The sequence below is a fragment of the Sphingomonas sp. BK235 genome (assembly GCF_004345855.1).
Taxonomy (GTDB): domain Bacteria; phylum Pseudomonadota; class Alphaproteobacteria; order Sphingomonadales; family Sphingomonadaceae; genus Sphingomonas.
In genome coordinates, this window is sequence record NZ_SLXN01000002.1 from 129716 (window position 1) to 151461 (window position 21746).

The window sequence follows — 21746 nt, forward strand, 5'->3', positions numbered from 1 at the left end:
CATCAGTCGTGTTCGCGCCCGCCCGCGCCGACGTAAACCTCCCCGCCCGTCTCCTTGAACCGCTCGCTCATCGCCGCCATCCCCGCCTCGGCGTCCTCCGCCGCGACGAAGCTCGCCACCGGTGCGTTCTGCTTCGCCGCAAAATCGCGAACCTCCTGCGTGATCTTCATCGAGCAGAATTTCGGCCCGCACATCGAGCAGAAATGCGCCGTCTTCGCCCCCTCGGCGGGCAGCGTCTGGTCGTGGTACGACTCGGCCGTGTCGGGATCGAGCGACAGGTTGAACTGGTCGCGCCAGCGGAACTCGAAGCGCGCCCGCGACAGCGCGTCGTCGCGCAGCTTCGCCGCCGGATGGCCCTTCGCCAAATCCGCCGCGTGCGCCGCCAGCTTGTACGTCACCACGCCGACCTTGACGTCGTCGCGGTCGGGCAGCCCCAGATGCTCCTTGGGCGTGACGTAGCAGAGCATCGCGGTGCCGTACCAGCCGATCATCGCCGCGCCGATGCCCGAGGTGATGTGGTCGTAGCCCGGCGCGATGTCGGTGGTGAGCGGCCCGAGCGTGTAGAACGGCGCCTCGCCGCACGCCTCGAGCTGCTTGTCCATGTTCTGCTTGATCTTGTGCATCGGCACGTGGCCGGGGCCCTCGATCATCACCTGCACGTCCTGTGCCCAGGCGCGCTTGGTCAGCTCGCCGAGCGTGTAGAGCTCGGCGAACTGCGCCTCGTCGTTGGCGTCGGCGATCGCGCCGGGGCGCAGGCCGTCGCCCAGCGAATAGGCGATGTCATAGGCCTTCATGATCTCGGTGATCTCGTCGAACCGCTCGTAGAGGAACGATTCCTTGTGATGCGCGAGGCACCATTTCGCCATGATCGAGCCGCCGCGCGAGACGATCCCGGTGACTCGCTTGGCGGTCATCGGGATGTACGGCAGCCGCACCCCGGCGTGGATGGTGAAATAGTCGACGCCCTGCTCGGCCTGCTCGATCAGCGTGTCGCGGAAGATCTCCCAGGTCAGCTCCTCGGCGATCCCGCCGACCTTCTCCAGCGCCTGGTAGATCGGCACCGTGCCGATCGGCACCGGCGAGTTGCGGATGATCCACTCGCGCGTGTCGTGGATGTTGCGCCCGGTGGAGAGGTCCATCACCGTGTCGGCGCCCCAGCGGATCGACCAGACGAGCTTGTCGACCTCGCTGGCCACGTTCGAGGCCACCGCGCTGTTGCCGATGTTGGCGTTGATCTTGACCAGGAAGTTGCGCCCGATCGCCATCGGCTCGCTCTCGGGGTGGTTGATGTTCGAGGGGATGATCGCGCGCCCGCGCGCCACCTCGTCGCGGACGAACTCGGGGGTGACGTAGTCGGGGATGGCGGCGCCGAAGCTCTCGCCGTCGCGGACGTACTCGGCGAGCATCTCGCGCCCGAGATTCTCGCGCGTGGCGACATATTCCATCTCGGGCGTGATGATGCCGCGGCGGGCGTAATGCATCTGGCTGACGTTGCCGCCCGCCTTGGCGCGCAGCGGGCGCTTGTTGACGTTGGGGAAGGGCTGGACGCCGCCGGAGCGGTCCGGCCCGAGCTGGCCGTTGTCCTCGGGGCGGATCTCGCGCGCGTCATAGCGCTCGACGTCGCCGCGCGCCTCGATCCAGGCGGTGCGGCGCGCGGGCAGGCCCGCCATGATGTCGATCGCCGCCGCCGGATCGGTGTACGGGCCGGAAGTGTCGTAGACGTTGAGCGGCGGCTCGCCGCAACCGGGCTCGAGCTGGATCTGCCGCATCGCCACGCCGAGCGGCCCGACATGGATCTTGCGCGAGCCGCGGATCGGGCCGGTGGTGACACCGATTTCCGTACGGGCGGGGACGTCGGCCATGCGTCTTCTCCTCTCATCGTGGGGGAAGACGGTTGGCCCGAGGGGACGCCGCTCCACTCCCTACGCCGGTGTCAACCGGATCAGGTTCGGCGGGTCGAGGGTTGCCACCCTCCTCTCAACCGCGGCATCGGCGGTCCCCCGGGGAAGTGGCGATCATAGCGGCTCGCGCGCGCGGCTCCAACGCAAAAAGGGCGGCGCGTCGGCGAACCGACGCACCGCCCCCGTTCGACGCGATCGCCGGTCAGGTGGTCGGCAGCGGGAAAGTGCCGCTGGTGCGCAGCGCCTCGATCGAATTGTTCGTCCCCGCCGGGAAGAAGCCGCCGCCGATGCCGGCGTCGCGGCGCAGATAGGCGATGTTATGCACCTGCGCCGACGAGCGACTGAAGGCGATCCCGTTCGTATCGGTGGGCACCAGATTGGCGACGCCGCTGCCATTGACGGTGGCGTCGTTCGACCCATCGGGGTTGGTGGTGATGCCCTGGTCGAGGTCCTTGCGGTCGGTGTCGGTCGGCCGCGGCGATCCATCATACGAGTCACGTGCGTTCGAGATCGCGTTGGCCGCCGCGCGCGCCGGGATGCCGCGCGCGAACAGCTCGGTACGGATCAGCCCGGCGTGATAGGCCTCGGCCGCGAGGATCCCCGCCGCCGCCTCCAGATAGGTCGCGCTGCTGATCAGCGGCGAGGCGCCCTTATAGGCGGTGACGCCCAGATCCTCGAACAGGAAGGCGGCGAGCAGGAAGTTATCGTCGCTGGCATAGGGATCGAACACGCCCGTGTCCTTGTCGACCAGCCCCGCCACGCGCGCCGCCGCGGTGAAGGCGCCGGTGGCGCCGCCGTCGATGTTGATCGCGGGCTGCGCGATCACCAGCGTCGACCCCGCCGCGGTGAGCACCGCGCGCAAGGCGTTGACGTGCGCGATCTCGTCGCCCGCGATCTCGCGCGCGTAGGAGGCGATCACCGGGTCGCTGAACGTCACCTGCCGCCCGCCGGTGACGTCGCCGCGCGTACCGATCGAGCCGGTCAGGCTCGCCTCGGGCAGGCGCCGCCCGAACGCCGCGATCGAGTAGAATTGCGCCTCGAGATATTCGAGGTTGAGCGCGAGCTGGAGGATGCCGACGTCGGTCGCGACCCCGCTGGTGGAGGGAGTCGGCGTCGGCGACGGGGTGGGCGACGGCGTGTCGTCGTCGTCGTCGCCACCGCAGGCGGACAGCAACGCGAGCCCGCCGACCGCGGCAGTGCCCGCGCCGGCGAGCTTGAGGAAACGGCGGCGCTCGGCGCGTCGCGCATTGGCGAGCTCGAGCGCGGCGAAGACGGAGTCCTTGATCATGATGACGGTCCCTCTGACAGGGCAATGAAGTGAAGGCGAGCGGGGGCACGCATGTGGCTCAGCCCGATGCCGCGCTCGTCTTGATGTTGCCGTTGACCCCGGCGGGGAAGAAGCCGCCGCTGCTCACCGCCGCCGCGTTGAGGTAGACGATGTTGAGCACCTGCGGCGCCGAGCGGCTGTAGGCGATGCCATTCTCGTTGAGCGGCATGATGTTCGACACGTCGCCGTCGGCGCTGGTGGTGGGCGCGATACCCTGGTCGTCGTTGGGCGCGATGCCGCGGACCGGGTCGGCGGTGGGGGCGCCATCGAGCCGGTCGCGCGCCTGGGCGATCCCGGTTGTGGCTTCGATCAGCTGACGCGACGGCGCCTGCAATCCCTTGCGGTACAGCACCGAGCGGATGATCGAGGCGTGATAGGCCTCGGCCGCGAGGATCCCCGCGGCGGCCTCGCGATAGGTCGCGTTGGAGAGCAGCGGCGCGGCGCCCTTGTACGCGGTGACGCCGACGTCCTCGAACAGGAAGGCGCCGAGCAGGAAGTTCTCGTCCGACGCATAAGGATCGAAGCTCACGCCCGCACCGACCAGCCCGGCGGCGCGCGCGGCGTTGCTGAACGCACCGTTGGCCGCGGTGCCGAGATCGATCGCGGGCTGGGCGACCCGCGTGACGTCGCTGAACTGGCTGCGCAGGAAGCGCACGTGCGCCAGCTCGTCTGCGGCGATCTCGCGCGCATATTGCGCCACGAGCGGATCGCTGAAGGTGACCGCGCGCCCGCCCGTGGCAGTGCCCGCGGTGCCGACGCTGCCGCCGATGTCCGCCGCCGCCAGCGCAGCACCCGTGGTGGCGAAGGCGTAGTAGTTCGCCTCGAGATATTCGAGGTTGAGCGCGAAGTTGAGCACATCCGCCTCGGTGAAGGTCGCGGTGGGCGTCGGCGAGGGGGTGGTCTGCGCCTGCGCGCTGGCGGCGATCGCGGTGGCACCCACCGCCGCGGCGCCCACGACCTGCGCGAAGAAATCGCGGCGCGAGTCGCGGCGGCGCGCGCGCGCCTCGAGCGTCTCCATCAACGGTTGACGATCCGGCATGACAGGCCCTTTCCTAATTGTCCCGACGCCGCCCCTTGCCACGCGTCCTGACCGACATCAGGATGGACAAGGTACCAGCGGAGCGACCCGAAAGATGCAGCGAGTGGCGGATTATTCGGGCGCTGCCAAGCCGTGACGGCCGCACCTGCCGACGCGGCGGCACGGCGTGCCGAGCTGGTACGCGTGATGCTGGCGGTCGCGGCCGAGGATCGCGACGCCTTTCAACGGCTGTATCGGCTGACCTCGGCGAAGCTGTTCGGCATCTGCGTGCGTATCTGCGGCGATCAACAGGCGGCGGAGGACGTGTTGCAGGACGTCTATGTCCAGGTGTGGCGCCGTGCCGCGGGCTATGAGCCGGGCCGATCGAGCCCGATCACCTGGCTGGCCGCCATCGCGCGGAATCGTGCGGTCGACTGGCGCCGCCGCCAGCACCCGCACGCTGCGCTCGACGAGGCGAAGGCGCCGACCGACCCAGCGCCGCGCGCCGACGCGCTGCTGCTCGCGACCGAGGAGCAGGCGCGGATCGCCGAATGCCTCGAGTCGCTCGACCAGCGCCCGCGCGATGCGGTGCGCGCCGCCTTCTTCGACGGCGCGACCTATGCCGAGCTGGCGGCGCGGACCGACACCCCGCTGGGGACGATGAAGAGCCTGATCCGCCGCGCGCTGCTGCGGCTGCGCGAGTGTCTCAGCGATGACGCCTGACGATCGCGCGCTCGCGGCCGAGCTGGCGCTCGGGGTGCTCGACGGCGCAGAGCGCGTCGCGGCGCAGGCGCGACTCGCCGCGGATCCGGCCTTCGCCGCGGAGGTGGCGCGCTGGACCGCGTGGCTCGCACCGCTCGCGCTGGCCTATCCCGAGGTGGCGCCGCCCGCCGCGCTGGAGGCGCGCGTCCTCGCCGCGATCGAGTCTCCCGGCGCGACGCCGCGCGACGCCGCGCCGCGGACGCGCTGGCGCCGCCGCGGTCTCGCCGCACTGGCGGGGCTGGCGGCAGCGCTGGTCGCGCTGCTGCTCGGGCCGCTGCGCGCGCCCCCGCCGCTTCCCCCGCCCGCGCCGACGCGCGCGGCGCCGCTGCTCGCCGCTCTGGTGGTGCCCGCCGGGGCGGAAGCGCCGGGGCGCGCGCCGCTCGCCGCCACCGTCGATCGCACGAGCGGCGAGATCCGCGTCGCCGCCGCGACCGTGCCGCGCGGGCGCAGCGCCGAGCTGTGGGCGATCGCGGCAGGCGGCGCGCCGGTCGCGCTGGGGCTGCTCGCGCCGGACGCGCCGACGCGGCTGACCGTCGCACCGGCGCGGCGCGCGCTGCTGCGCCCCGGCACCACGCTGGCGGTGTCGATCGAGCCGCCGGGCGGGTCGCCGGGCACCGCACCGACGGGGCCGGTGGTCGCGGCGGGGGCGCTGGCCGAGGGCTGAGGGCGCGACGGCGGCGCGACGCATCGCTATAGCACGCGCATCCCCCTCACGCGGACGGAAGCGACGATGACCGACTCCCCCTACGACATCCCGCTCGGCCTCTATATCGCGGGCGAGTGGATCACCGCCGGACGCGACACGCAGGAGGTGCTCAACCCCGCCGATGGTATGGCGATCGGTGCGCTGCCGCTCGCCACCGCCGCCGACCTCGACCGTGCGCTCGAGGCGGCCGAGCGCGGCTTCCGCGCGTGGCGCGCGACCGCGCCGCAGGAGCGCGCCGCGGTCCTCGCGCGCACCGCCGTGCTGGTGCGCGAGCGCGCCGACCAGCTCGCGCGGCTCGCCACGCTGGAGGAGGGCAAGCCCTTCGCCGAGGCCAAGGGCGAGGTGCTGGCGACCGCCGCGCTGCTCGACTTCCACGCCGGCGAGGCGGTGCGCATCTACGGCCGCGTGCTGCCGCGCCCGACCGGCACGCGCTCGCTGGTGCTGCACCAGCCGGTCGGCCCGGTCGCGGCCTTCTGCGCGTGGAACTTCCCGGTGATGAACCCCGTGCGCAAGCTGTCGCCCGCGATCGCGGCGGGCTGCTCGGTGATCCTCAAGCCGAGCGAGGAGACCCCGGGCGCCGCGGTGGCGATCCTGCGCTGCTTCCAGGACGCGGGCCTGCCGGGCGACGTCGCGCAGCTGGTCTTCGGCGTGCCCGACGCGGTGTCGCGCCACCTGCTCGCCTCGCCGGTGACGCGCAAGCTCAGCTTCACCGGCTCGGTGCCGGCGGGCAAGCACCTGCTCAAGCTCGCCGCCGACACGGTGATGAAGAGCACGATGGAGCTCGGCGGGCACGGCCCGGTGCTGGTGTTCGACGACTGCGACCTCGAGCGCACGCTCGACACGCTGGTGGCGCACAAGTTCCGCAACGCCGGCCAGGTCTGCGTGGCGCCGACGCGCTTCCACGTCCAGCAGGGCATCTACGAGCGGTTCGCGCAGGGCTTCGCCGAGCGCACCAAGGCGCTGAAGCTGGGTAACGGGCTCGACAAGGCGACGCAGATGGGGCCGATGGCCAACCCGCGCCGCCCCGAGGCGATCGCCGGGCTGGTCGAGCAGGCGGTCGGCGCCGGCGCCAAGCTGCTCACCGGCGGCGCGCGCGGCGAGGGCGAGGGCTTCTTCTTCACGCCCACGGTGCTGGCCGACGTGCCGCTGTCGAGCAGCGCGATGAACGAGGAGCCGTTCGGCCCGGTCGCGCTGATCGGCTCGTTCGCCAGCGTCGACGACGCCATCGCCGAGGCCAACCGCCTGCCCTACGGCCTGGGCGCCTATTGCTTCACCGAGAACGGCCGCCTGCAGAACCGGCTCGGCGACGAGATCGAGGCGGGGATGGTCGCGATCAACACCGTCCGGCTGAGCTGGGGCGACGCGCCGTTCGGCGGGGTGAAGGACAGCGGCTTCGGCTCGGAGGACGGCCCCGAGGGGATCGCGGCGCACCTCGTCACCAAGGCGGTGCATATCGCCTGATATTACGCACGACGCCGTCGATCTCACCCTTCGTCATCCCGGGCTTGACCCGGGATCCATGACGCCGCGCACGACGAAGCCGTTGCTCTTGCGGAGAAATGGATCCCGGCTCGAGGCCGGGATGACGGAGGGACAGAGTATCGAGTGGGCCGCGTCGTTCGGGTCCGCGCGTGGAGTAGCGAACCACCTCCGCCGCGGGAGCCCAACCCGCCCCTCAGAAGGTGTAGCCGATCCCGAGCGCGGCGAGCCATTGGTTGCGCGAGCCCGCCACCGACACCACCGGCGAGTCGCCGAAGTCGTTGAGCATGCGCTTGTAGGTGACGCCGCCGATCGCCTTCCAGCCGTGCAGCAGGTTGCCCGTCAGCGAATAGGTGCCCGCGAGGCCGAGCGTATAATGTTTCCACCCGCCGCGCGTGCGGAACTGCGGCAGCCCGCTCGCCGCCGCGCCCGCCGCGTCGACGTCGAAATAGGTCCGCGCGAAGCCGCGCTCGACGCGCTCGGCCGAGGCGAACAGGCCGACGCCGGCCTTGAGGCTGAGCGGGGTGAAGTAATTGACCGAGGGCGACCAGATGCCGCTGCGGTGAACCCCGCTGACATCGTGGCGATAGCTCAGCGAGGCCGAGAGTTTGTCATAGGGGCTGGTGAGGACCCCGGTCTTGCCGAGCCCGACATAGCCGCCCAGCTCCACCGCGGTGTCGCGCTCGCCCAGCGCGCGGACGCGGCGGTCGTCGATCGCCTTGTCGTTGCTGCGGTTGAAGTTGATCACGCCGATCGGCCCCGCCTGGATATCCCAGCTCGGGCCGGTCGGATTGGGGAGCAGGTCGACCGAGGCGCGATTGCCCAGCACCGTGAACGAGAAATTGTGGATCGAGCCGATCGCCGCGGGACCGGGGACGAGGCGATAGTCGTTCGACCCCTCGTAATCGGGCAGATAGGCGCCCGCCAGCGCGACGGTGACCGTGTCGCCCACCGCCCCCGGATCGGGGGTGGGGTTGGGCTCGGCCGGGACGCTCTGGGCCAGCGCCGCCGGCGCGGCGAGAAGACCGCCGCCCGCGAGCGCCACGGCGAGAACCGCGTGATGAAGGACGCGCAAGATGGAAACCCCTGATGTTCTTATGCTGGGCGCGTAACTGCCAGGGGCCGATTTGGGTCCGCGCGTCGCGTCAGAGGATGTAACGCATCCGTACCTGTTGCGATTCTGCATCACTGGCGAGCGTGAAGCGCGCCGCCTTGAAGCGCGGCGGGCCGAAGCGGATCGCGGGATTGTTCGAGAAGCCGAAGCCTTCCTTGGGGATGCCCGCGAACGTGTCGAGCTTGGCATTGCCATTCTCGTCGTGGATCACCGCCACCGCATAATCGCCGCGCGGCAGCGCCGCGAAGCGCAGGCTATGCTGGCCCGCGGGGATCGAGCGCGTCACCGCGTCGCGATCGTCGACGCAATTGGGGAAATTGGCGGGGTCAGCGGTCAGGCAGACGCGGATCATGCCCTTGGCCGAGCGCATCTGCGCGATCTCCACGTCCAGCGAGCCGACCGGCGCGTTGCTCACCAGCGGCGCCAGCAACAGGGCCGCGACCAGCGCGCGCCCGTGCCTGCCGATGCGCACGCGTGAAATCGCCGAGCCCGTCGTCCGTGCCGCAGACACGGTCCCAGAAGCGGAAGTATAGCCCATAATTGCACCCGTATCGCTCATGATGCCGCTGATGATGGCTGGCCGTGATCAACCAGCCGCCGACGCGCCCCCCCCACATGAACCTCGGGAACATCTCCCACCCCATGTGGTTGGTTACCCCCATAACGGTCATGATCGTCAGCACCAGACCGAGTGCGGCGACATGGATCGGAATCACGAAGACCAGTAGCGGAATGGCAACAGCGCCGGTCACCGCCTCGATCGGGTGAAAGGCCATCGCCGCCCAGGCGGTGGGCGGGCGGCTGGCGTGATGGACCGCATGCGCCAGCTTGAACACGCGCGGCCGATGCATCCAGCGGTGCGTCCAATAGAACCAGCTGTCGTGCGCGATCAGGTAGAGCAGCACGGAGAGCGGGAGGTACCACAAGGGCAAGGCATGGACGTCCGAATAGATCCGCGTCCAGCCGTGCGTGCGCCATCCCCAGGCGACGATGCCCGCGGGCACGCCATAGATCGCGGCCGAGGCGAGACTCCAGCCGATCTCGCGGCGGATCTGCGGGTCGAGCCCGGCGTAGAGATCGCGATGGCGCCAGCGCGTGGCGAGCGCGAAGCCGCCGCTGGCGAGCAGGTAGCGCACCCCGACGATGAGGGTCATCGCCAGCGCCGACAGCAGGATAGCCACGATCGCGTCCATGGCCGCGGCTTCTAGCCTAGCGCCGCCGCGCGCGATAGGCAGGGTCTATGCCCGTCCGCCCCGATGACATCGCGCTCGCCCACCGCCTCGCCGACGCCGCCGGCGCGGTGATCCGGCCCTATTTCCGCCAGCCGGCCGGGCTGGAGCTCAAGGCCGACCGCTCGCCCGTCACCCGCGCCGACCGCGAGGCCGAGGAGGCGATGCGCCGCCTGCTCGACGCCGAGCGCTCGGGCGACGGCATCGTCGGCGAGGAACATGGCACCAAGGAGGGCGTCACCGGGCGGCAATGGGTGCTCGACCCGATCGACGGCACGCGCAGCTTCACCGCGGGGCGCGCGATCTTCGGCACGCTGATCGCGCTGGTCGAGGACGGCTGGCCGATCCTCGGCATCATCGACCAGCCGGTGCAGCGCGAGCGCTGGATCGGCGTCACCGGCCAGCCGACCCTGCTCAACGGCGCGCCGGCGCGCGCGCGCGCCTGCGCCGCGCTGGAAGGGGCGATCGTCGCCACCACCAGCCCGCACCTCTTCGCCGAGGGCGACGTGCCGCATTACATGGCGCTGGTCGCGGCGGCGAGCGGCGGCGCGCCGCGGCAGGGGCCGGTCTATGGCGGCGACTGCTACAATTACGGGCTGCTGGCGAGCGGACACCTCGACGTGGTGTGCGAATCGGGGCTGCAGCTCTACGATTTCGCCGCGCTGGTCCCGGTGGTGGAGGGCGCGGGCGGGCGGATGTGCGACTGGAACGGCGACCCGTTGACCAGCGCGAGCGCGGGCCACGTCCTCGCGATCGGCGACCCGGCGCGCACCGACGACGTGCTGGAGGCGCTCCACGGCGCGCACGACCATGACGCGGATCACGCGCACGATCATTGAGCCGTCGCACCGCGGTCGCCGGCACGCGCCTATAAAGCGTCGAAGAGCGGCGCGGAGGGAACGAGCGTGCGGGTCGGGATCATCGGGGCGGGCCAGGTCGGCCAGGCGCTGGCGCGGCGCGCGGTGGTGGCGGGGCATGACGTGACGCTCGCCAACTCGCGCGCGCCCGAGACGATCTACGATCTCGCCGCGACGATCGGCTGCACCGCCGCGCGCGCGGCGGACGTGCCCGCGCTATCCGAGCTGGTGGTCCTCGCCATCCCCTTCGCCGCGGTGTTCGCGCTCGCGCCGCAGCTGCTCGCCGGCCGGGTGATCGCCGACGCCAACAATTACTATCCCGCACGCGACGGGCAGATCGCCGCGCTCGATTCACGCTCCACCACCACCAGCGAGATGGTGGCGCGGCACTTCCCCGCGGCGACGGTGGTGAAGGCGTTCAACGCCATCCTCGCCCGCGACCTGCGTGCGGCGCCGCTGCTGCCGGGCGGCGCGCGGCGCGCCCTGCCACTCGCGGGTGACGACGAGGGGGCGTGCGCGCAGGTGGCCGCGCTCCACGGCTCGATCGGCTATGCCGCGGTGGACGCCGGGCCGCTCGCCGAGGGATGGCGCTTCGAGCGCGCCAAGCCGGCCTATTGCGTGCCGCACGATCGCGCCGGGCTCGTCGCCGCACTGGACGCCGCCGAGCGCGACGTCGATCTGCCCGAGGGGTCGTGGCGGTGATCGCTTGCCAGAGGCTGGTTCGCCCCGGTGAACCCTGCTCCTGCGTCCGCAGGAGCACCCCGCTGGTTCATGCCAGGCCGATCACGCGCTAGAAGATCCCCAGGAACTTCTTTCGCTTGGGCGCCGCCGTCTTGCTGGTGGTGCCGGTGCCGACGTCGGTGCGCGGCTCGCCCTTGTCGTCGCGCTGTGCCGCGGCGGTCTTGCCCGCGAGGATCGGGCCGCATTGCGCCGCCTTGGCGTCACCCGGGTCGACGAACGCCAGCAGCGCCGCGACCGGCGTCGCCACCACCGCCAGCCCGAGTCCGACGCCGGCGCGCGCCACCAGCTGGGGCGAGATCACGTCGAGCTCGGGCTTGGCGAAATGTCCGCCCAGCCCGACCGGCGACTGGCCCGAGAACAGGCTGAACTTCTTCGCGTCCGCCTTGAAGGCGAGATCGAGCGCCTCGGTCTTGAAGCTGAATCCGCCGCGCGCCAGGATGACGTTCTTCCTCGTGTCGATCAGGATCGGGTCGGTCGCGGCGACGCCGTCGCGCACGGTGAAGGCGACCAGACCGCAGTTGATCTGCACCGGCTCTTTCAGCTCCTGCTCGAACATCTTCTGCACGAAGGTGCCGAGGTCGATCTCGGCGAGCTCGACGTTGCGCGTCCACAAGGTCCCCGCGGGCATCACGAAGGCGATCCGCCCGCGCGCGCTGGCGAGCGAGTCGTGGATCGTGTCGCCGCGCCCGGCGAGCTGGACCCGCCCGCGGATCGTCCCCGAGGTGCCCGATTCGGCGACGCCATAGCCGGCGAGCAGCCGCCCCATCGGCGTCGGCGCGAGGCGGATGTCGTAGCTGACTGCGCTGGGCCGCGCGCGCGTGTCGAAGACCGCGTCGGCGGCGACGTTGCCGCGCGCCATCGCGAAGGTGAGCGGCGATAGCGCCAGCCGGCCGCGCTCGAGATCGAGCACCATGTCGATGTCGGAGATCGGCACGCGGCGCGAGCGCACCACGCCGATATGCCACTTCAGGTCGGCATCGAAGCGCTGCATCGTCGCCACCGGCAGCGCGGCGTCGGGCAGGATGCGCGCGGGCGCCGCCCCGGTCGCGGCGGCGGCGGCGACGGCGCCCTTCTCCGCGACGATATCGGGATTGTAGCCGATGAACGGCGCGGCATCGACGATGTCGAGCCGGCGCGTCGTCAGTTCCGAGTCGAGGTGGAGCCGCGTGCCGTTGGTGATGGTCAGCCGCCCGGCGACGTCGCTGTCCCCGAAGGTGCCGCGCAGCCGCGTGAAGCGATACGCGTCGCCGCTCTGCACCAGCTGCGCGCGGAGGCGGTAGGTGCGGGTATTGGGGATCGCCACGCCGATCACGTCGAGCAGGGTCGAGAGGTTGCGCCCGGTGGCGCGCACCGCCAGCGGCACGTTCTGGAACTCGGCGAGGCTGGGCAGCGTGCCGGCGACGTCGACGGTGTTGCCCGCCGCGCGCGCGCGCGCCACCAGCGCGTTGCGGCCGCGCGCCACGGTCGCGTCGGGCGAGAGCAGCCGCGCCGCCAGCGTGAAGGGGGTGTCGCGAAGCTGGCCGGTACCGGTCAGCCCCACCGCCTGGCCGACCCGCGCGTCGGTCGAACGGATCGTGTCGAGCTTGAGGTCGGCGAGCAACCGCATCCGCGGATCGCGGTAACGCACCTGCGTGCCGGTGACGGTGGCGTGATCGATCCGCGGCAGGTCGAGCGGCTTGCCCGAGCCCTTGTCCTCGCTGAAGGTCCAGGTGTTGCGCGTGTGCGCGGGATCCCACTCGAGATCGACCGCGCCATTCACGAGGTCCAGCCAGTAGAGCCGGCGCTTGCCGAACAGCAGCGACAGCGGCGCGATCCGCGAGTCGATCCGCTCCGCGGCGAACAGGTTGGGCCGGGTCGCCCACCCCGGGTTGGCGATCGCGAGCCTCTCGGCGTAGAATTTGATCTGGAGCGGCGCGAAATAGAGCTGGAAGTCGCCGCCGACCGTCACCTGCCGGTGGATCAGCTTGCCGACGACGTTCTCGAACGGGCGTTTGAGGAAACGCCCCTTGGTGACATACAGCACCAGCCAGATCGCGACGAGCAGCGCCACCAGCCCGAGCAGCACGTTGCGCGCGATCCGCCAGCCACGCGCGCGCCGTCGTGCGGCGGGGGGTGGAGACGGGGGTGGGCCGTCCCCTGCCCCGCTCCGGCCCGCTCCGCTCCCGCCCTGTCCACTCCCGGCTGGCTCCGGCGCGCCGGCCGGTGGAGCGGGCACGGCGGGAACCGGCGCGGGCGGGATCGTTGCCATAACGGTCCAATCGCGCGACCCCGTTGTGCGGTTCCGCGCCGCCGGGCTCGGACAGGTGCGGATCGGGGCAGTTGCTTTTCGCGGGCAGCGCGGCTAAGGCGCGCGCTTCTCCGAGCGATCGGCGGTGACGAACGGCCCGGCCATCCAGGGCTGCCGCGGCCGTTTCAGCCGAACGCTCCAGCAGAAAGGACGAAAATGCCCAAGCTCAAGACCAAGAGCGGCGTCAAGAAGCGCTTCAAGCTCACCGCCACCGGCAAGATCAAGCACGGCGTCGCCGGCAAGCGCCACCGCCTCATCAGCCACAACGCCAAGTACATCCGCCAGAACCGCGGCACCACGGTGCTGTCGAAGGCCGACACCGCGACGGTGAAGGCCTGGGCGCCGTACGGCCTGAACTGAGCGACGAGGAGGACTAAGATATGGCACGCGTCAAGCGGGGCGTTACCACTCGCGCCAAGCACAAGAATATCCTGGAGCAGGCGAAGGGCTATCGCGGCCGTCGCAAGAACACCATCCGCGTCGCGCGGCAGGCGGTCGAGAAGGCCGGCCAGTACGCCTATCGCGACCGCAAGGTGAAGAAGCGGACCTTCCGCGGCCTGTGGATCCAGCGCATCAACGCCGGCGTCCGCGCCGAGGGTCTGACCTACAGCCAGTTCATGCACGGGCTGAAGCTCGCGGGCGTGGAGCTGGACCGGAAGGTGCTGGCCGATATCGCGATGAACGAGGGCGCCGCCTTCTCCGCGATTATCGCCCAGGCGAAGGCCGCGCTGCCGCAGGCCGCCTGAGCCAGCGACACGGTCGATGCGCGCGGGGCGCCGGTGGTGACACCGGCGCCCCGCGTCGTTTCGGCGGGCGGGGAGGCGAGCCGATCGTCTCGGTCGTCGAGGTGGGCGGCTAACTCGGCTTTTCGTTTAAAAGCTGATTCATTCAAGCCCACCCGTACTCCCGCGCGCGCGTTAGCCCAGAGCGGCAGGCGGTCGCGCCGGTGACTTTGGGCTCCGGCGCTTGCCGGAGCACGCTTTGACGTCGATGAATTAGATTCTAGAAGCTGGCTTCGTCGTACACTTTGGCGACGTCGCCGCCCCAGATGCCGTGATACCGATCGAGCAGCTGCTCGGCGGGCACCTTGCCGGTGCGGACGATCTCGCGCAGCGGCTCGAGGAAGCCGGTCTCGTCGTCGCCCGCGGCGTTGGTCCGCGCGCGCGCGCGCAGCCCCGCGGTGGCGATGTCGAGCACCGCGCCGGCGAGATCGCGCAGCCGTCCCCCGCCCGGCAGCGGCGCATCCAGCCCGCGCGCCGGCACCGTATCGCGCAGCGCCTGGCGCGCCTCGAGCGACCAGCCCTTCACCAGATCCCATGCCGCGTCGAGCGCGCCCTGATCGTACAACAGCCCGACCCACAACGCGGGCAGCGCGCAGATGCGGTTCCACGGCCCCCCATCGGCGCCACGCATCTCCAGGAAGGTCTTGAGCCGCACCTCGGGGAAGGCAGTGGAGAGGTGATCGTTCCAGTCGTCAATCGTCGGCTTCTCGCCCGGCAGCACACTCAGCTCGCCGCGCAGGAAATCGCGGAAGCTCAGCCCCGCGGCATCGATGTATCGCCCATCGCGGTAGACGAAATACATCGGCACATCGAGCATATAGTCGGCGTAGCGCTCATAACCGAAGCCCTGTTCGAACACGAAGGGCAGCATGCCGGTGCGCGCCGGATCGGTGTCCGACCAGATGTGACTGCGGTAGCTGAGATAGCCATTGGGCCGCCCTTCAGTGAAAGGCGAATTGGCGAACAGCGCGGTGGCGAGCGGCTGGAGCGCGAGCCCGACGCGGAACTTCTGCGCCATGTCGGCCTCGCTCGCATAGTCGAGATTGACCTGGATCGTGCAGGTCCGCAGCATCATGTCGAGCCCCAGCGTGCCGACGCGCGGCATGTGGCGCAGCATGATCGCGTAGCGGCCCTTGGGCATGATCGGCAGCTCGACGCGCGCCTTGTCCGGCCACATGCCGAGCCCGAGGAAGCCGAGCCCGAGCTTCTCTCCCGCCGCCTTCACCTGCGCGAGGTGGCGCCCGGTCTCCGCGCAGGTCTGGTGAAGATTGTCGAGCGGCGCGCCCGACAGCTCGAACTGGCCCGCGGGCTCGAGGCTGACGCTGCCGTCCGCGCCGCTGAGCGCGATCACCTGGCCGCCCTCTTCCACCGGACGCCAGCCATGCTGGGTCAGCTCGCCGAGCAGCGCGCGGATGCCCGCGGGCTCGTCGTAGGACGGCGCGTGATGGTCGCTGGTGGCGTAGACGAACTTCTCGTGCTCGGTGCCGATGCGCCAGCGCGTCGCGGGTTTCTCGCCCGAGGCGAGATGGGCAATGAGCTGGTCGCGCGATTCGATGACCGCCGCATTGCTGTCCGAAACGGTCTTCGTCGTCATGGCGCCGCGCTTACGCGCGGATGAACGGCCGCGCTAGAGCCGATCGCCCACCGGCATCACCCTGTCACCACGACCGACTTGATCCGCGCCACGCGGCGCGGCAAAGTAACGTATACGATATAAGGATGTGCCGGATGCGTCATCGTCTGTCTCCCGGTCGCACGCGCGTCGTGGCAATGGCGGCTCTGGCAACGGTGCCCTCTGCGGCGGTACCGCGCGCGCCGGTCGCCGCCACCGCGCCTGCTAATCCGGCCGCGCCCGCGACGCAGACGCATCGCGTCGGCGGCTTTACGCTGGCGCTGCGCCGCGACACGCAGACGCTCGCGAGCCTCCGCCCCGACGGGGCGACAGGCTTCGATTTCCTCCCCGCCGCGCGCGAGGCGGAGCGCGCGGGCGACGGCTACGTCCATCTCGGCGACCTCCACCTGCGGCTGCGCGTGCCGGGTGGGCCGTGGCGTGACTTCGCCTCCGCGGCGGCGCGGCGCCCGATCACGCCGCTGCCCGCGTCACCGGGACTGATCGCGGGCGCGGACATCAGCGCGACGCTGGGCGACGGCCTGCCGCTCCGCGTCGAGCGGCGCTGGCTCGCGATCGATGGCGCACCGGTGCTCCGCTTCACCTTGACCAACACCCAGGCGACGCCGGTCGAGATCGGCGCGCTCGGGCTGCCGATGGTGTTCGACAACATCATCACCGGGCGCGACCTCGACCAGGCGCACGCGCAGGCGAGCTTCGTCGATCCCGCGATCGCGCGCGACGCGGGCTATCTCCAGGTCACGCGGCTCAACGGCGCGGGGCCGGCGCTGCTGGTGCTGCCCGAGCGCGGCACCCCGTTGGAGGCGTGGCGGCCGATCCCCAACCCGGGCCGCGGCGCGGCCTTCACCGACCGCAGCCCGCGCGCGCAGACCGCCGAAGGCTTCTACGACTGGACCGTCGCGAGCAAGGCGTTCGCCGAGCGCGAATGGGCGGAGGCGGACGCGCAGTGGAACGCGCCCACCAGCATCACGCTGGCGCCGGGCGAGGTGCGCCACATCGGGGTGCGGCTGGTCGCGGCGCCGACGATCCGCGCGATCGAGGACACGCTCGCGGCGAAGCGTCGGCCGGTCGCGGTCGGCGTGCCGGGCTATGTCGTGCCCACCGACATGGACGCGCAGCTCTTCGTCAAGGCGCCGCGCGCGATCCGCGCGATCGAGGTCACCCCGGCCGACGCGCTGACGATCACGCCCGCCGGCCGCCGCGGCGCCTGGCAGCGGCTCGCCGTGCGCGGGCGCGGCTGGGGCCGCGCGCGCGTCTCGATCCGCTACGACGACGACAGCGTGCAGACGGTGAGCTATTTCGTCACCAAGCCGCTCGATCAGGTGATGGCCGATCTCGGCCGCTTCGCCACCACGCGGCAATGGTTCGAGGGACAGGGTGACCCGTTCGGCCGCTCGCCCGCGATCCTCACCTACGATCGCGCGCGCGACGCGATCGTGACGCAGGAGCCGCGCGTGTGGATCGCGGGGATGAGCGACGAGGGCGGCGCGGGCAGCTGGGTCGCCGCGACGATGAAGCAGCTCGACCATCCCGACGCGGGCGAGATCGCCAAGCTGGAGCGGCTCGTCGGCACCACCGTGGTCGGCCGGCTGCAGGTGGCGGACGGACCGCACCCGGGCGCGGTGCGCAAGAGCCTGTTCTACTACGATCCCCAGCGTCACCCGGGCTATTATGACGCGACCGGCGACTGGACGAGCTGGACCTCCTGGTCGCGCAAGGACGCGGAGGACCTCGGCCGCGCCTATAATTACCCGCACGTCGCGATCGGCCACTGGGTCTTGTACCGCACCGCGCGCAACCATCCCGGGCTGGTCCGCGCGCACGACTGGCGCTGGTATCTCGGCTGGGCCTATCGCACCGTTGCCGCGATGATGCGCGACGCGCCTTATTACGCGCAGTTCGGGCTGATGGAGGGCGACGTGTTCGTCGACGTGCTCGACGACCTCAAGCGCGAGGGCATGACGCGCGAGGCCGCCGACATGGAGCGGCTGATGCGCGCGCGCGCCGACCATTGGACCGGGCTGCGCTACCCGTTCGGCAGCGAGATGGCGTGGGACTCGACCGGTCAGCCGGAAGTCTATGCGTGGATGCGATACTTCGGCCACGCCCGCGCCGCAGCGGTGACCCGCGAGGTGATCCTCGGTTACGACCCGACGATCCCGAGCTGGGCGTATAACGGCAATGCGCGGCGCTATTGGGACTTTCTCTATGGCGGCAAGGTCGCCCGGATCGAGCGCCAGGTGCATCACTACGGCTCGACGCTCAACGCCGTGCCGCTATTCGACTCCTTCCGCCGCGACCCGGCGGACCTCCACCTGCTGCGCGTCGCTTATGGCGGGCTGCTCGGGGGGATCACCAACATCGACCGGGAGGGCTTCGCCGCCGCCGCCTTCCACTCGGCGCCCGACATGATGCGCTGGGATGCCTATAGCGGCGATTATGGCATGGGACTGTTCGGCCACGCTTATGCCGCGGCCACTTATGTGGTGCGCGATCCGGGCCTGGGCTGGCTGGCGTTCGGCGGCAATCTGCGCGAGCAGGACGGGAGCGTCACGGCGATCCCGCGCGACGGTGCCCGCGCGCGGCTGTTCGTGGCGCCGGCGGGGGCGTGGATCACGCTGGAGGCGGGGAAGATCGCGACGGCGCGCTACGAGCCGACCAGCGGCGCGATCACGCTGACGCTCGATCCCGCGCGCGCCGACACGCCCGCGGCGCGGCTGTTCGTCGCCGTCGTCACGCCCGGTCACCGCGGCTACGCGCCGGCCGCCGGGACCGCCGAGCGCGGCGGCTATACGATCGCGCTCGGTGCGGCGCCGACCGAGGTGGTGCTGCGCCCGCGCTGAGCCGTGGCGCCCCTGTCACTCCGCGCCCTGAACGGTGAGGTCGTCGGGATTGTCCTCCGGCTCGCTGTCCGGGAGCTGGTCGAGGCTCGGGTCGGTCGGGGCGTCACGGTCGCGCTCCGGCTCGGTGAGCGGCGCGGCGGCGTGGTCGGGCTGGCGTGAGTCGGTCATCGGCGGCTCCTGTGGACATGGTGGCGGAGCAACGCCCGCGCCCAGGCGCGGATCCCGCCGCGATCCCGCCTCAGCCGCGCGTCATCGCCTTCTTCAGCCGGGCGTGCGCGCTCGACTTGATCTGGCACACGCGCGCGGCGCCGACGCCGAGCACCTGGCCGATCTCCTCGAGATTGAGCTCCTCGACGTGGTAGAGCTGGATCACCACCTGCTCGCGCTCGGGCAGCGAGGCGATCGCGGCGATCAGCCGGTCGCGCGTCTGCGCCTCGGACAGCTGCTCGAAGGCGTCGGGCGTGTCGCTGGCGAACCACGGCTGGTCGTCGGCATAGACTTCGTCGATCGACTCGTACCGCACCGCCTCGGCGGCGGCATAATCGGTGCGCAGCTTCTCGGGGGTGACCTCGAGCTTGGCGGCGACCTCGCGGTCGGTCGGCGCGCGGCCGAACTCGTGACTCAGCTGGTTGACCGCGCGTGCATACTCGCGCTTGCGGCGGATCGCGCCGCGCGTCATCGCGGCGTGGCGGCGCAGCTCGTCGATCATCGCGCCGCGCAGCCGCGTCACGAGATATTGCTTGAGCGTCACCTGCCCGCGATCCTCGAAGGCGGCGACCGCCTCGACCAAAGCGACCAGCCCGACCTGGACCAGATCCTCCACCTCGATCGCGGTCGAGACCGAGCCGTGGACGTGCCACGCCAGCCGGCGGACGAGCGGCAGGTGCTGCTGCACCAGCGCGTTCTCGTCGCGCTTGCGCGGGCGCGAGTAGGTCAGCGGCGCCGTCACCGGAGCGGCGGGAGCGGGCTGGGCCGCGGCGAAGGTGCCGCGCATCGGCTCGGCGCTCATGCCGCCAGCGCCTGCGGCTGGTGCTGGCCACCGATGATCGCGACGACCTCGACGGGCTTGTCCTCGGGCACTTCGAAGAAGCTCATGACAGGGGTATCCGGGAGAACGGTGCGGATGAGTTTGCGGACGGCGACGCGGATCGCCGGCTGCACGACCAAAGCGAACGGCTTGGCCTCGGCCATCAGCGGCTGCGCCGCGGCCTGGAGCGCGTCGACGATGCGGCGGCCGAGCTCGGGCTCGATCACCTGGCGGCTGGGATCGCTGCGCAGGCCCTGGCCGAGCAGTTGCTCCAGCCCGCCCTCGAGCGTCATGACACGCAGCGGCTCGCGCACGCCGGCCAGCTTGGCGATGATCAGCGGGCCCAGCTCGGGGCGGATCAGCTCGATCAGCTCGACCGGGTCGTGCGTCTTCTGCGCGGCCATCGAAATCGCGGCGGCGATGCGGCGGAACTCGCGCAGCTGGATGCCCTCGGACAGCAGCCCCTTGAGCACCGCCACCAGCGCGGTCTGCGGCAGCGGGGCGAGCGCGGCGACCAGCTGCGGCGCGCGCTCCTTGAGCCCGTCGAGCAGCGACTGCACCTCGTCGGCACCGAGCAGGTCGGCGGCATTGGCGCCGAGCGCGTGGTTGAGATGCGTCGCCATCACCGTGCCGGCGTCGACCACGAGATAGCCCTGGCCGGTCGCGGCATCGGCGTCGCCCGGCGAGATCCAGGTGGCGTCGAGCCCGAAGGTCGGGTCCTTGGTCTTCTTGCCGATCAGCTCGCCGAAGCCCTGGCCGGTGTCGAGCGCCAGCATCTCGTCGGGCGAGACCTGGTCCTCGCCGACGCAGACGCCGCCGAGCATCACGCGATAGGTGTAGGGCGCGAGGTTGATGTCGTCGCGCACGCGCACCTGCGGCACCACGAAGCCCAGCTCCTTGCTCAGCTGGCGGCGCACGCCGGTGAGGCGGCTCATCAGCGGCGCGCCGCGGCGCTCGTCGACCAGCGGCACCAGGCCGTAGCCGACGTCGAGGTTGACCATCATCGCCTCGGTCACCTCGTCCCAGCCGATCTTCGACGGATCAGGCTGTTCGACCGCGACCGGGGCCTCGACGATCTGCGGGCGTTTGGCGTTCTGGTGCAGCTTCCAGGCGGCGAAGCCGGCGATGGCGGCGAGCGGCAGGATGACGAGATGCGGCATGCCGGGCAGCAGCCCGAGCAGTGTCAGGATCACCGCCACCGGCGCCCAGGTACGCGCCGAGCCGAACTGGCCGCCGATCTGGCCGGCGAGGTCCTTCTCCGAGCTGACGCGGGTGACGATCGAGGCGGCGGCGATCGACAGCAGCAGCGCGGGCACCTGCGCCACCAGCGCGTCGCCGATCGCCAGCATCGTGTAGCTCTGCGCCGCCTTGGCGATCGTCAGCCCGTGGCTGACCGGGCCGAGGATCAGGCCGCCGACGATATTCGCCGCGAGGATCAACAGGCCGGCGACCGCGTCGCCCTTCACGAACTTGGAGGAACCGTCCATCGAGCCGTAGAAATCAGCCTCGGTGGCGACCTCGACGCGGCGCTTCTTGGCGTCGTCGGGGGTGATCAGGCCGGCGTTGAGGTCGGCGTCGATCGCCATCTGCTTGCCGGGCAGCGCGTCGAGCGTGAAGCGCGCGGACACCTCGGAGACGCGACCGGCGCCCTTGGTGACCACGATCAGGTTGATGATGACGATGATCGCGAAGACGAACAGGCCGACGACATAGTCGCCGCCGATCACGAACGAGCCGAACGCCTCGATCACATGCCCCGCCGCGGCCGAGCCGGTGTGGCCGTGGACCAGCACGATGCGCGTCGAGGCGACGTTGAGGCCGAGCCGGAACAGCGTCGCGAACAGCAGCACCGTGGGGAAGGACGAGAAGTCGAGCGGCTTCTCGGCGTTGAGCGCCACCATCAGCACCGCGAGGCTGATCGTGATGTTCATGATGAAGAACACGTCCAGCATGAAGGCCGGGATCGGCACCACCATGAGGACGACGAGCAGCAGGATCGCGGCGGGCAGCGCGGCCTGGCGCGCGTTGGCGAGCAGCTTCATC

18 protein-coding genes, 1 pseudogene and 1 riboswitch are annotated in these 21746 nt (G+C 71.0%); of the genes and pseudogenes, 8 read left to right on the forward strand and 11 right to left on the reverse strand.

What is annotated here, in order from left to right:
* Positions 1–2 precede the first annotated feature (2 nt).
* The 3 genes from thiC to EV292_RS06135 all read right to left on the reverse strand — a co-directional run bounded on the left by thiC (position 3) and on the right by EV292_RS06135 (position 4267).
* Positions 3–1862, reverse strand: a complete 1860-nt coding sequence (gene thiC, locus EV292_RS06125) for a phosphomethylpyrimidine synthase ThiC (RefSeq protein ID WP_132908331.1) — start codon at positions 1860–1862, stop codon at positions 3–5.
* Positions 1863–1901: 39 nt separating this feature from the next.
* Positions 1902–2013: riboswitch (TPP riboswitch) on the reverse strand.
* Positions 2014–2103: 90 nt separating this feature from the next.
* Entirely contained in the window at positions 2104–3189 is a 1086-nt protein-coding gene (locus EV292_RS06130; RefSeq protein WP_132908332.1) for a ferritin-like domain-containing protein, read from the reverse strand.
* A gap of 58 nt (positions 3190–3247) precedes the next feature.
* Complete coding sequence (locus tag EV292_RS06135) at positions 3248–4267, reverse strand: ferritin-like domain-containing protein (protein WP_132908333.1); 1020 nt, start codon at positions 4265–4267, stop codon at positions 3248–3250.
* A gap of 132 nt (positions 4268–4399) precedes the next feature.
* Here EV292_RS06135 and EV292_RS06140 point away from each other — a divergent pair, with 132 nt between their 5' ends.
* The 3 genes from EV292_RS06140 (at position 4400) to EV292_RS06150 (ending at position 7175) form a co-directional block, all read left to right on the forward strand.
* Positions 4400–4969 (forward strand): sigma-70 family RNA polymerase sigma factor, encoded by a 570-nt coding sequence (locus EV292_RS06140; RefSeq protein WP_347812574.1) that lies wholly within the window; start codon positions 4400–4402, stop codon positions 4967–4969.
* Positions 4959–5672 (forward strand): anti-sigma factor, encoded by a 714-nt coding sequence (locus EV292_RS06145; protein ID WP_132908334.1) that lies wholly within the window; start codon positions 4959–4961, stop codon positions 5670–5672. The genes EV292_RS06140 and EV292_RS06145 overlap by 11 nt, the downstream gene beginning before the upstream one ends.
* A 66-nt stretch (positions 5673–5738) precedes the next feature.
* Positions 5739–7175 (forward strand): NAD-dependent succinate-semialdehyde dehydrogenase, encoded by a 1437-nt coding sequence (locus EV292_RS06150; RefSeq protein WP_132908335.1) that lies wholly within the window; start codon positions 5739–5741, stop codon positions 7173–7175.
* Positions 7176–7389: 214 nt separating this feature from the next.
* Here EV292_RS06150 and EV292_RS06155 read toward each other — a convergent pair whose 3' ends face one another.
* The 3 genes from EV292_RS06155 to EV292_RS06165 all read right to left on the reverse strand — a co-directional run bounded on the left by EV292_RS06155 (position 7390) and on the right by EV292_RS06165 (position 9500).
* Positions 7390–8268, reverse strand: a complete 879-nt coding sequence (locus tag EV292_RS06155; protein ID WP_243693639.1) for a MipA/OmpV family protein — start codon at positions 8266–8268, stop codon at positions 7390–7392.
* Positions 8269–8338: 70 nt separating this feature from the next.
* Positions 8339–8677 carry a DUF2141 domain-containing protein gene (locus EV292_RS06160; protein WP_132908840.1) on the reverse strand — a complete coding sequence of 113 codons (339 nt, stop codon included), beginning with the start codon at positions 8675–8677 and terminating at the stop codon, positions 8339–8341.
* Entirely contained in the window at positions 8634–9500 is an 867-nt protein-coding gene (locus EV292_RS06165; RefSeq protein ID WP_132908337.1) for a sterol desaturase family protein, read from the reverse strand. Before EV292_RS06165 ends, EV292_RS06160 begins: the two co-directional genes overlap by 44 nt.
* 47 nt (positions 9501–9547) lie before the next feature.
* On the opposite strand from EV292_RS06165, the gene EV292_RS06170 reads away from it, so the two are divergent.
* Both EV292_RS06170 and EV292_RS06175 read left to right on the forward strand, forming a co-directional pair.
* Complete coding sequence (locus tag EV292_RS06170) at positions 9548–10375, forward strand: inositol monophosphatase family protein (protein ID WP_132908338.1); 828 nt, start codon at positions 9548–9550, stop codon at positions 10373–10375.
* 51 nt (positions 10376–10426) lie between these two features.
* Positions 10427–11095: pseudogene (locus EV292_RS06175) on the forward strand (NAD(P)-binding domain-containing protein); the annotation flags it as partial.
* Between the two features lie 88 nt (positions 11096–11183).
* On the opposite strand, the gene EV292_RS06180 reads toward EV292_RS06175, so the two are convergent.
* A complete protein-coding gene (locus tag EV292_RS06180) occupies positions 11184–13199 on the reverse strand; it encodes an AsmA family protein (protein WP_243693675.1) in 2016 nt (671 codons plus the stop codon).
* A gap of 378 nt (positions 13200–13577) precedes the next feature.
* On the opposite strand from EV292_RS06180, the gene rpmI reads away from it, so the two are divergent.
* Both rpmI and rplT read left to right on the forward strand, forming a co-directional pair.
* Positions 13578–13781: a 50S ribosomal protein L35 gene (gene rpmI, locus EV292_RS06185; RefSeq protein ID WP_058755056.1), complete on the forward strand. Its 204-nt coding sequence runs from the start codon at positions 13578–13580 to the stop codon at positions 13779–13781.
* Positions 13782–13801: 20 nt separating this feature from the next.
* Positions 13802–14167: a 50S ribosomal protein L20 gene (gene rplT / locus EV292_RS06190; RefSeq protein ID WP_132908341.1), complete on the forward strand. Its 366-nt coding sequence runs from the start codon at positions 13802–13804 to the stop codon at positions 14165–14167.
* A gap of 256 nt (positions 14168–14423) precedes the next feature.
* Here the strand turns inward: rplT and EV292_RS06195 are convergent, their stop codons facing one another.
* The gene (locus tag EV292_RS06195) at positions 14424–15797 is read right to left on the reverse strand and encodes a glutamate--cysteine ligase (protein ID WP_132908342.1); all 1374 of its coding nucleotides are present in this window, start codon (positions 15795–15797) and stop codon (positions 14424–14426) included.
* A gap of 134 nt (positions 15798–15931) precedes the next feature.
* On the opposite strand from EV292_RS06195, the gene EV292_RS06200 reads away from it, so the two are divergent.
* Entirely contained in the window at positions 15932–18676 is a 2745-nt protein-coding gene (locus EV292_RS06200) for a DUF5695 domain-containing protein (RefSeq protein WP_207913364.1), read from the forward strand.
* A 15-nt stretch (positions 18677–18691) separates the two neighbouring features.
* On the opposite strand, the gene EV292_RS22525 is transcribed toward EV292_RS06200, so the two are convergent.
* The 3 genes from EV292_RS22525 to flhA all read right to left on the reverse strand — a co-directional run bounded on the left by EV292_RS22525 (position 18692) and on the right by flhA (position 21745).
* Positions 18692–18844 carry a hypothetical protein gene (locus EV292_RS22525; RefSeq protein WP_165927036.1) on the reverse strand — a complete coding sequence of 51 codons (153 nt, stop codon included), beginning with the start codon at positions 18842–18844 and terminating at the stop codon, positions 18692–18694.
* Between the two features lie 70 nt (positions 18845–18914).
* Complete coding sequence (locus tag EV292_RS06205) at positions 18915–19685, reverse strand: FliA/WhiG family RNA polymerase sigma factor (RefSeq protein ID WP_132908343.1); 771 nt, start codon at positions 19683–19685, stop codon at positions 18915–18917.
* Positions 19682–21745, reverse strand: coding sequence for a flagellar biosynthesis protein FlhA (gene flhA / locus EV292_RS06210; RefSeq protein WP_132908344.1), 2064 nt, complete (start codon positions 21743–21745; stop codon positions 19682–19684). Before flhA ends, EV292_RS06205 begins: the two co-directional genes overlap by 4 nt.
* Position 21746: the final 1 nt, after the last annotated feature.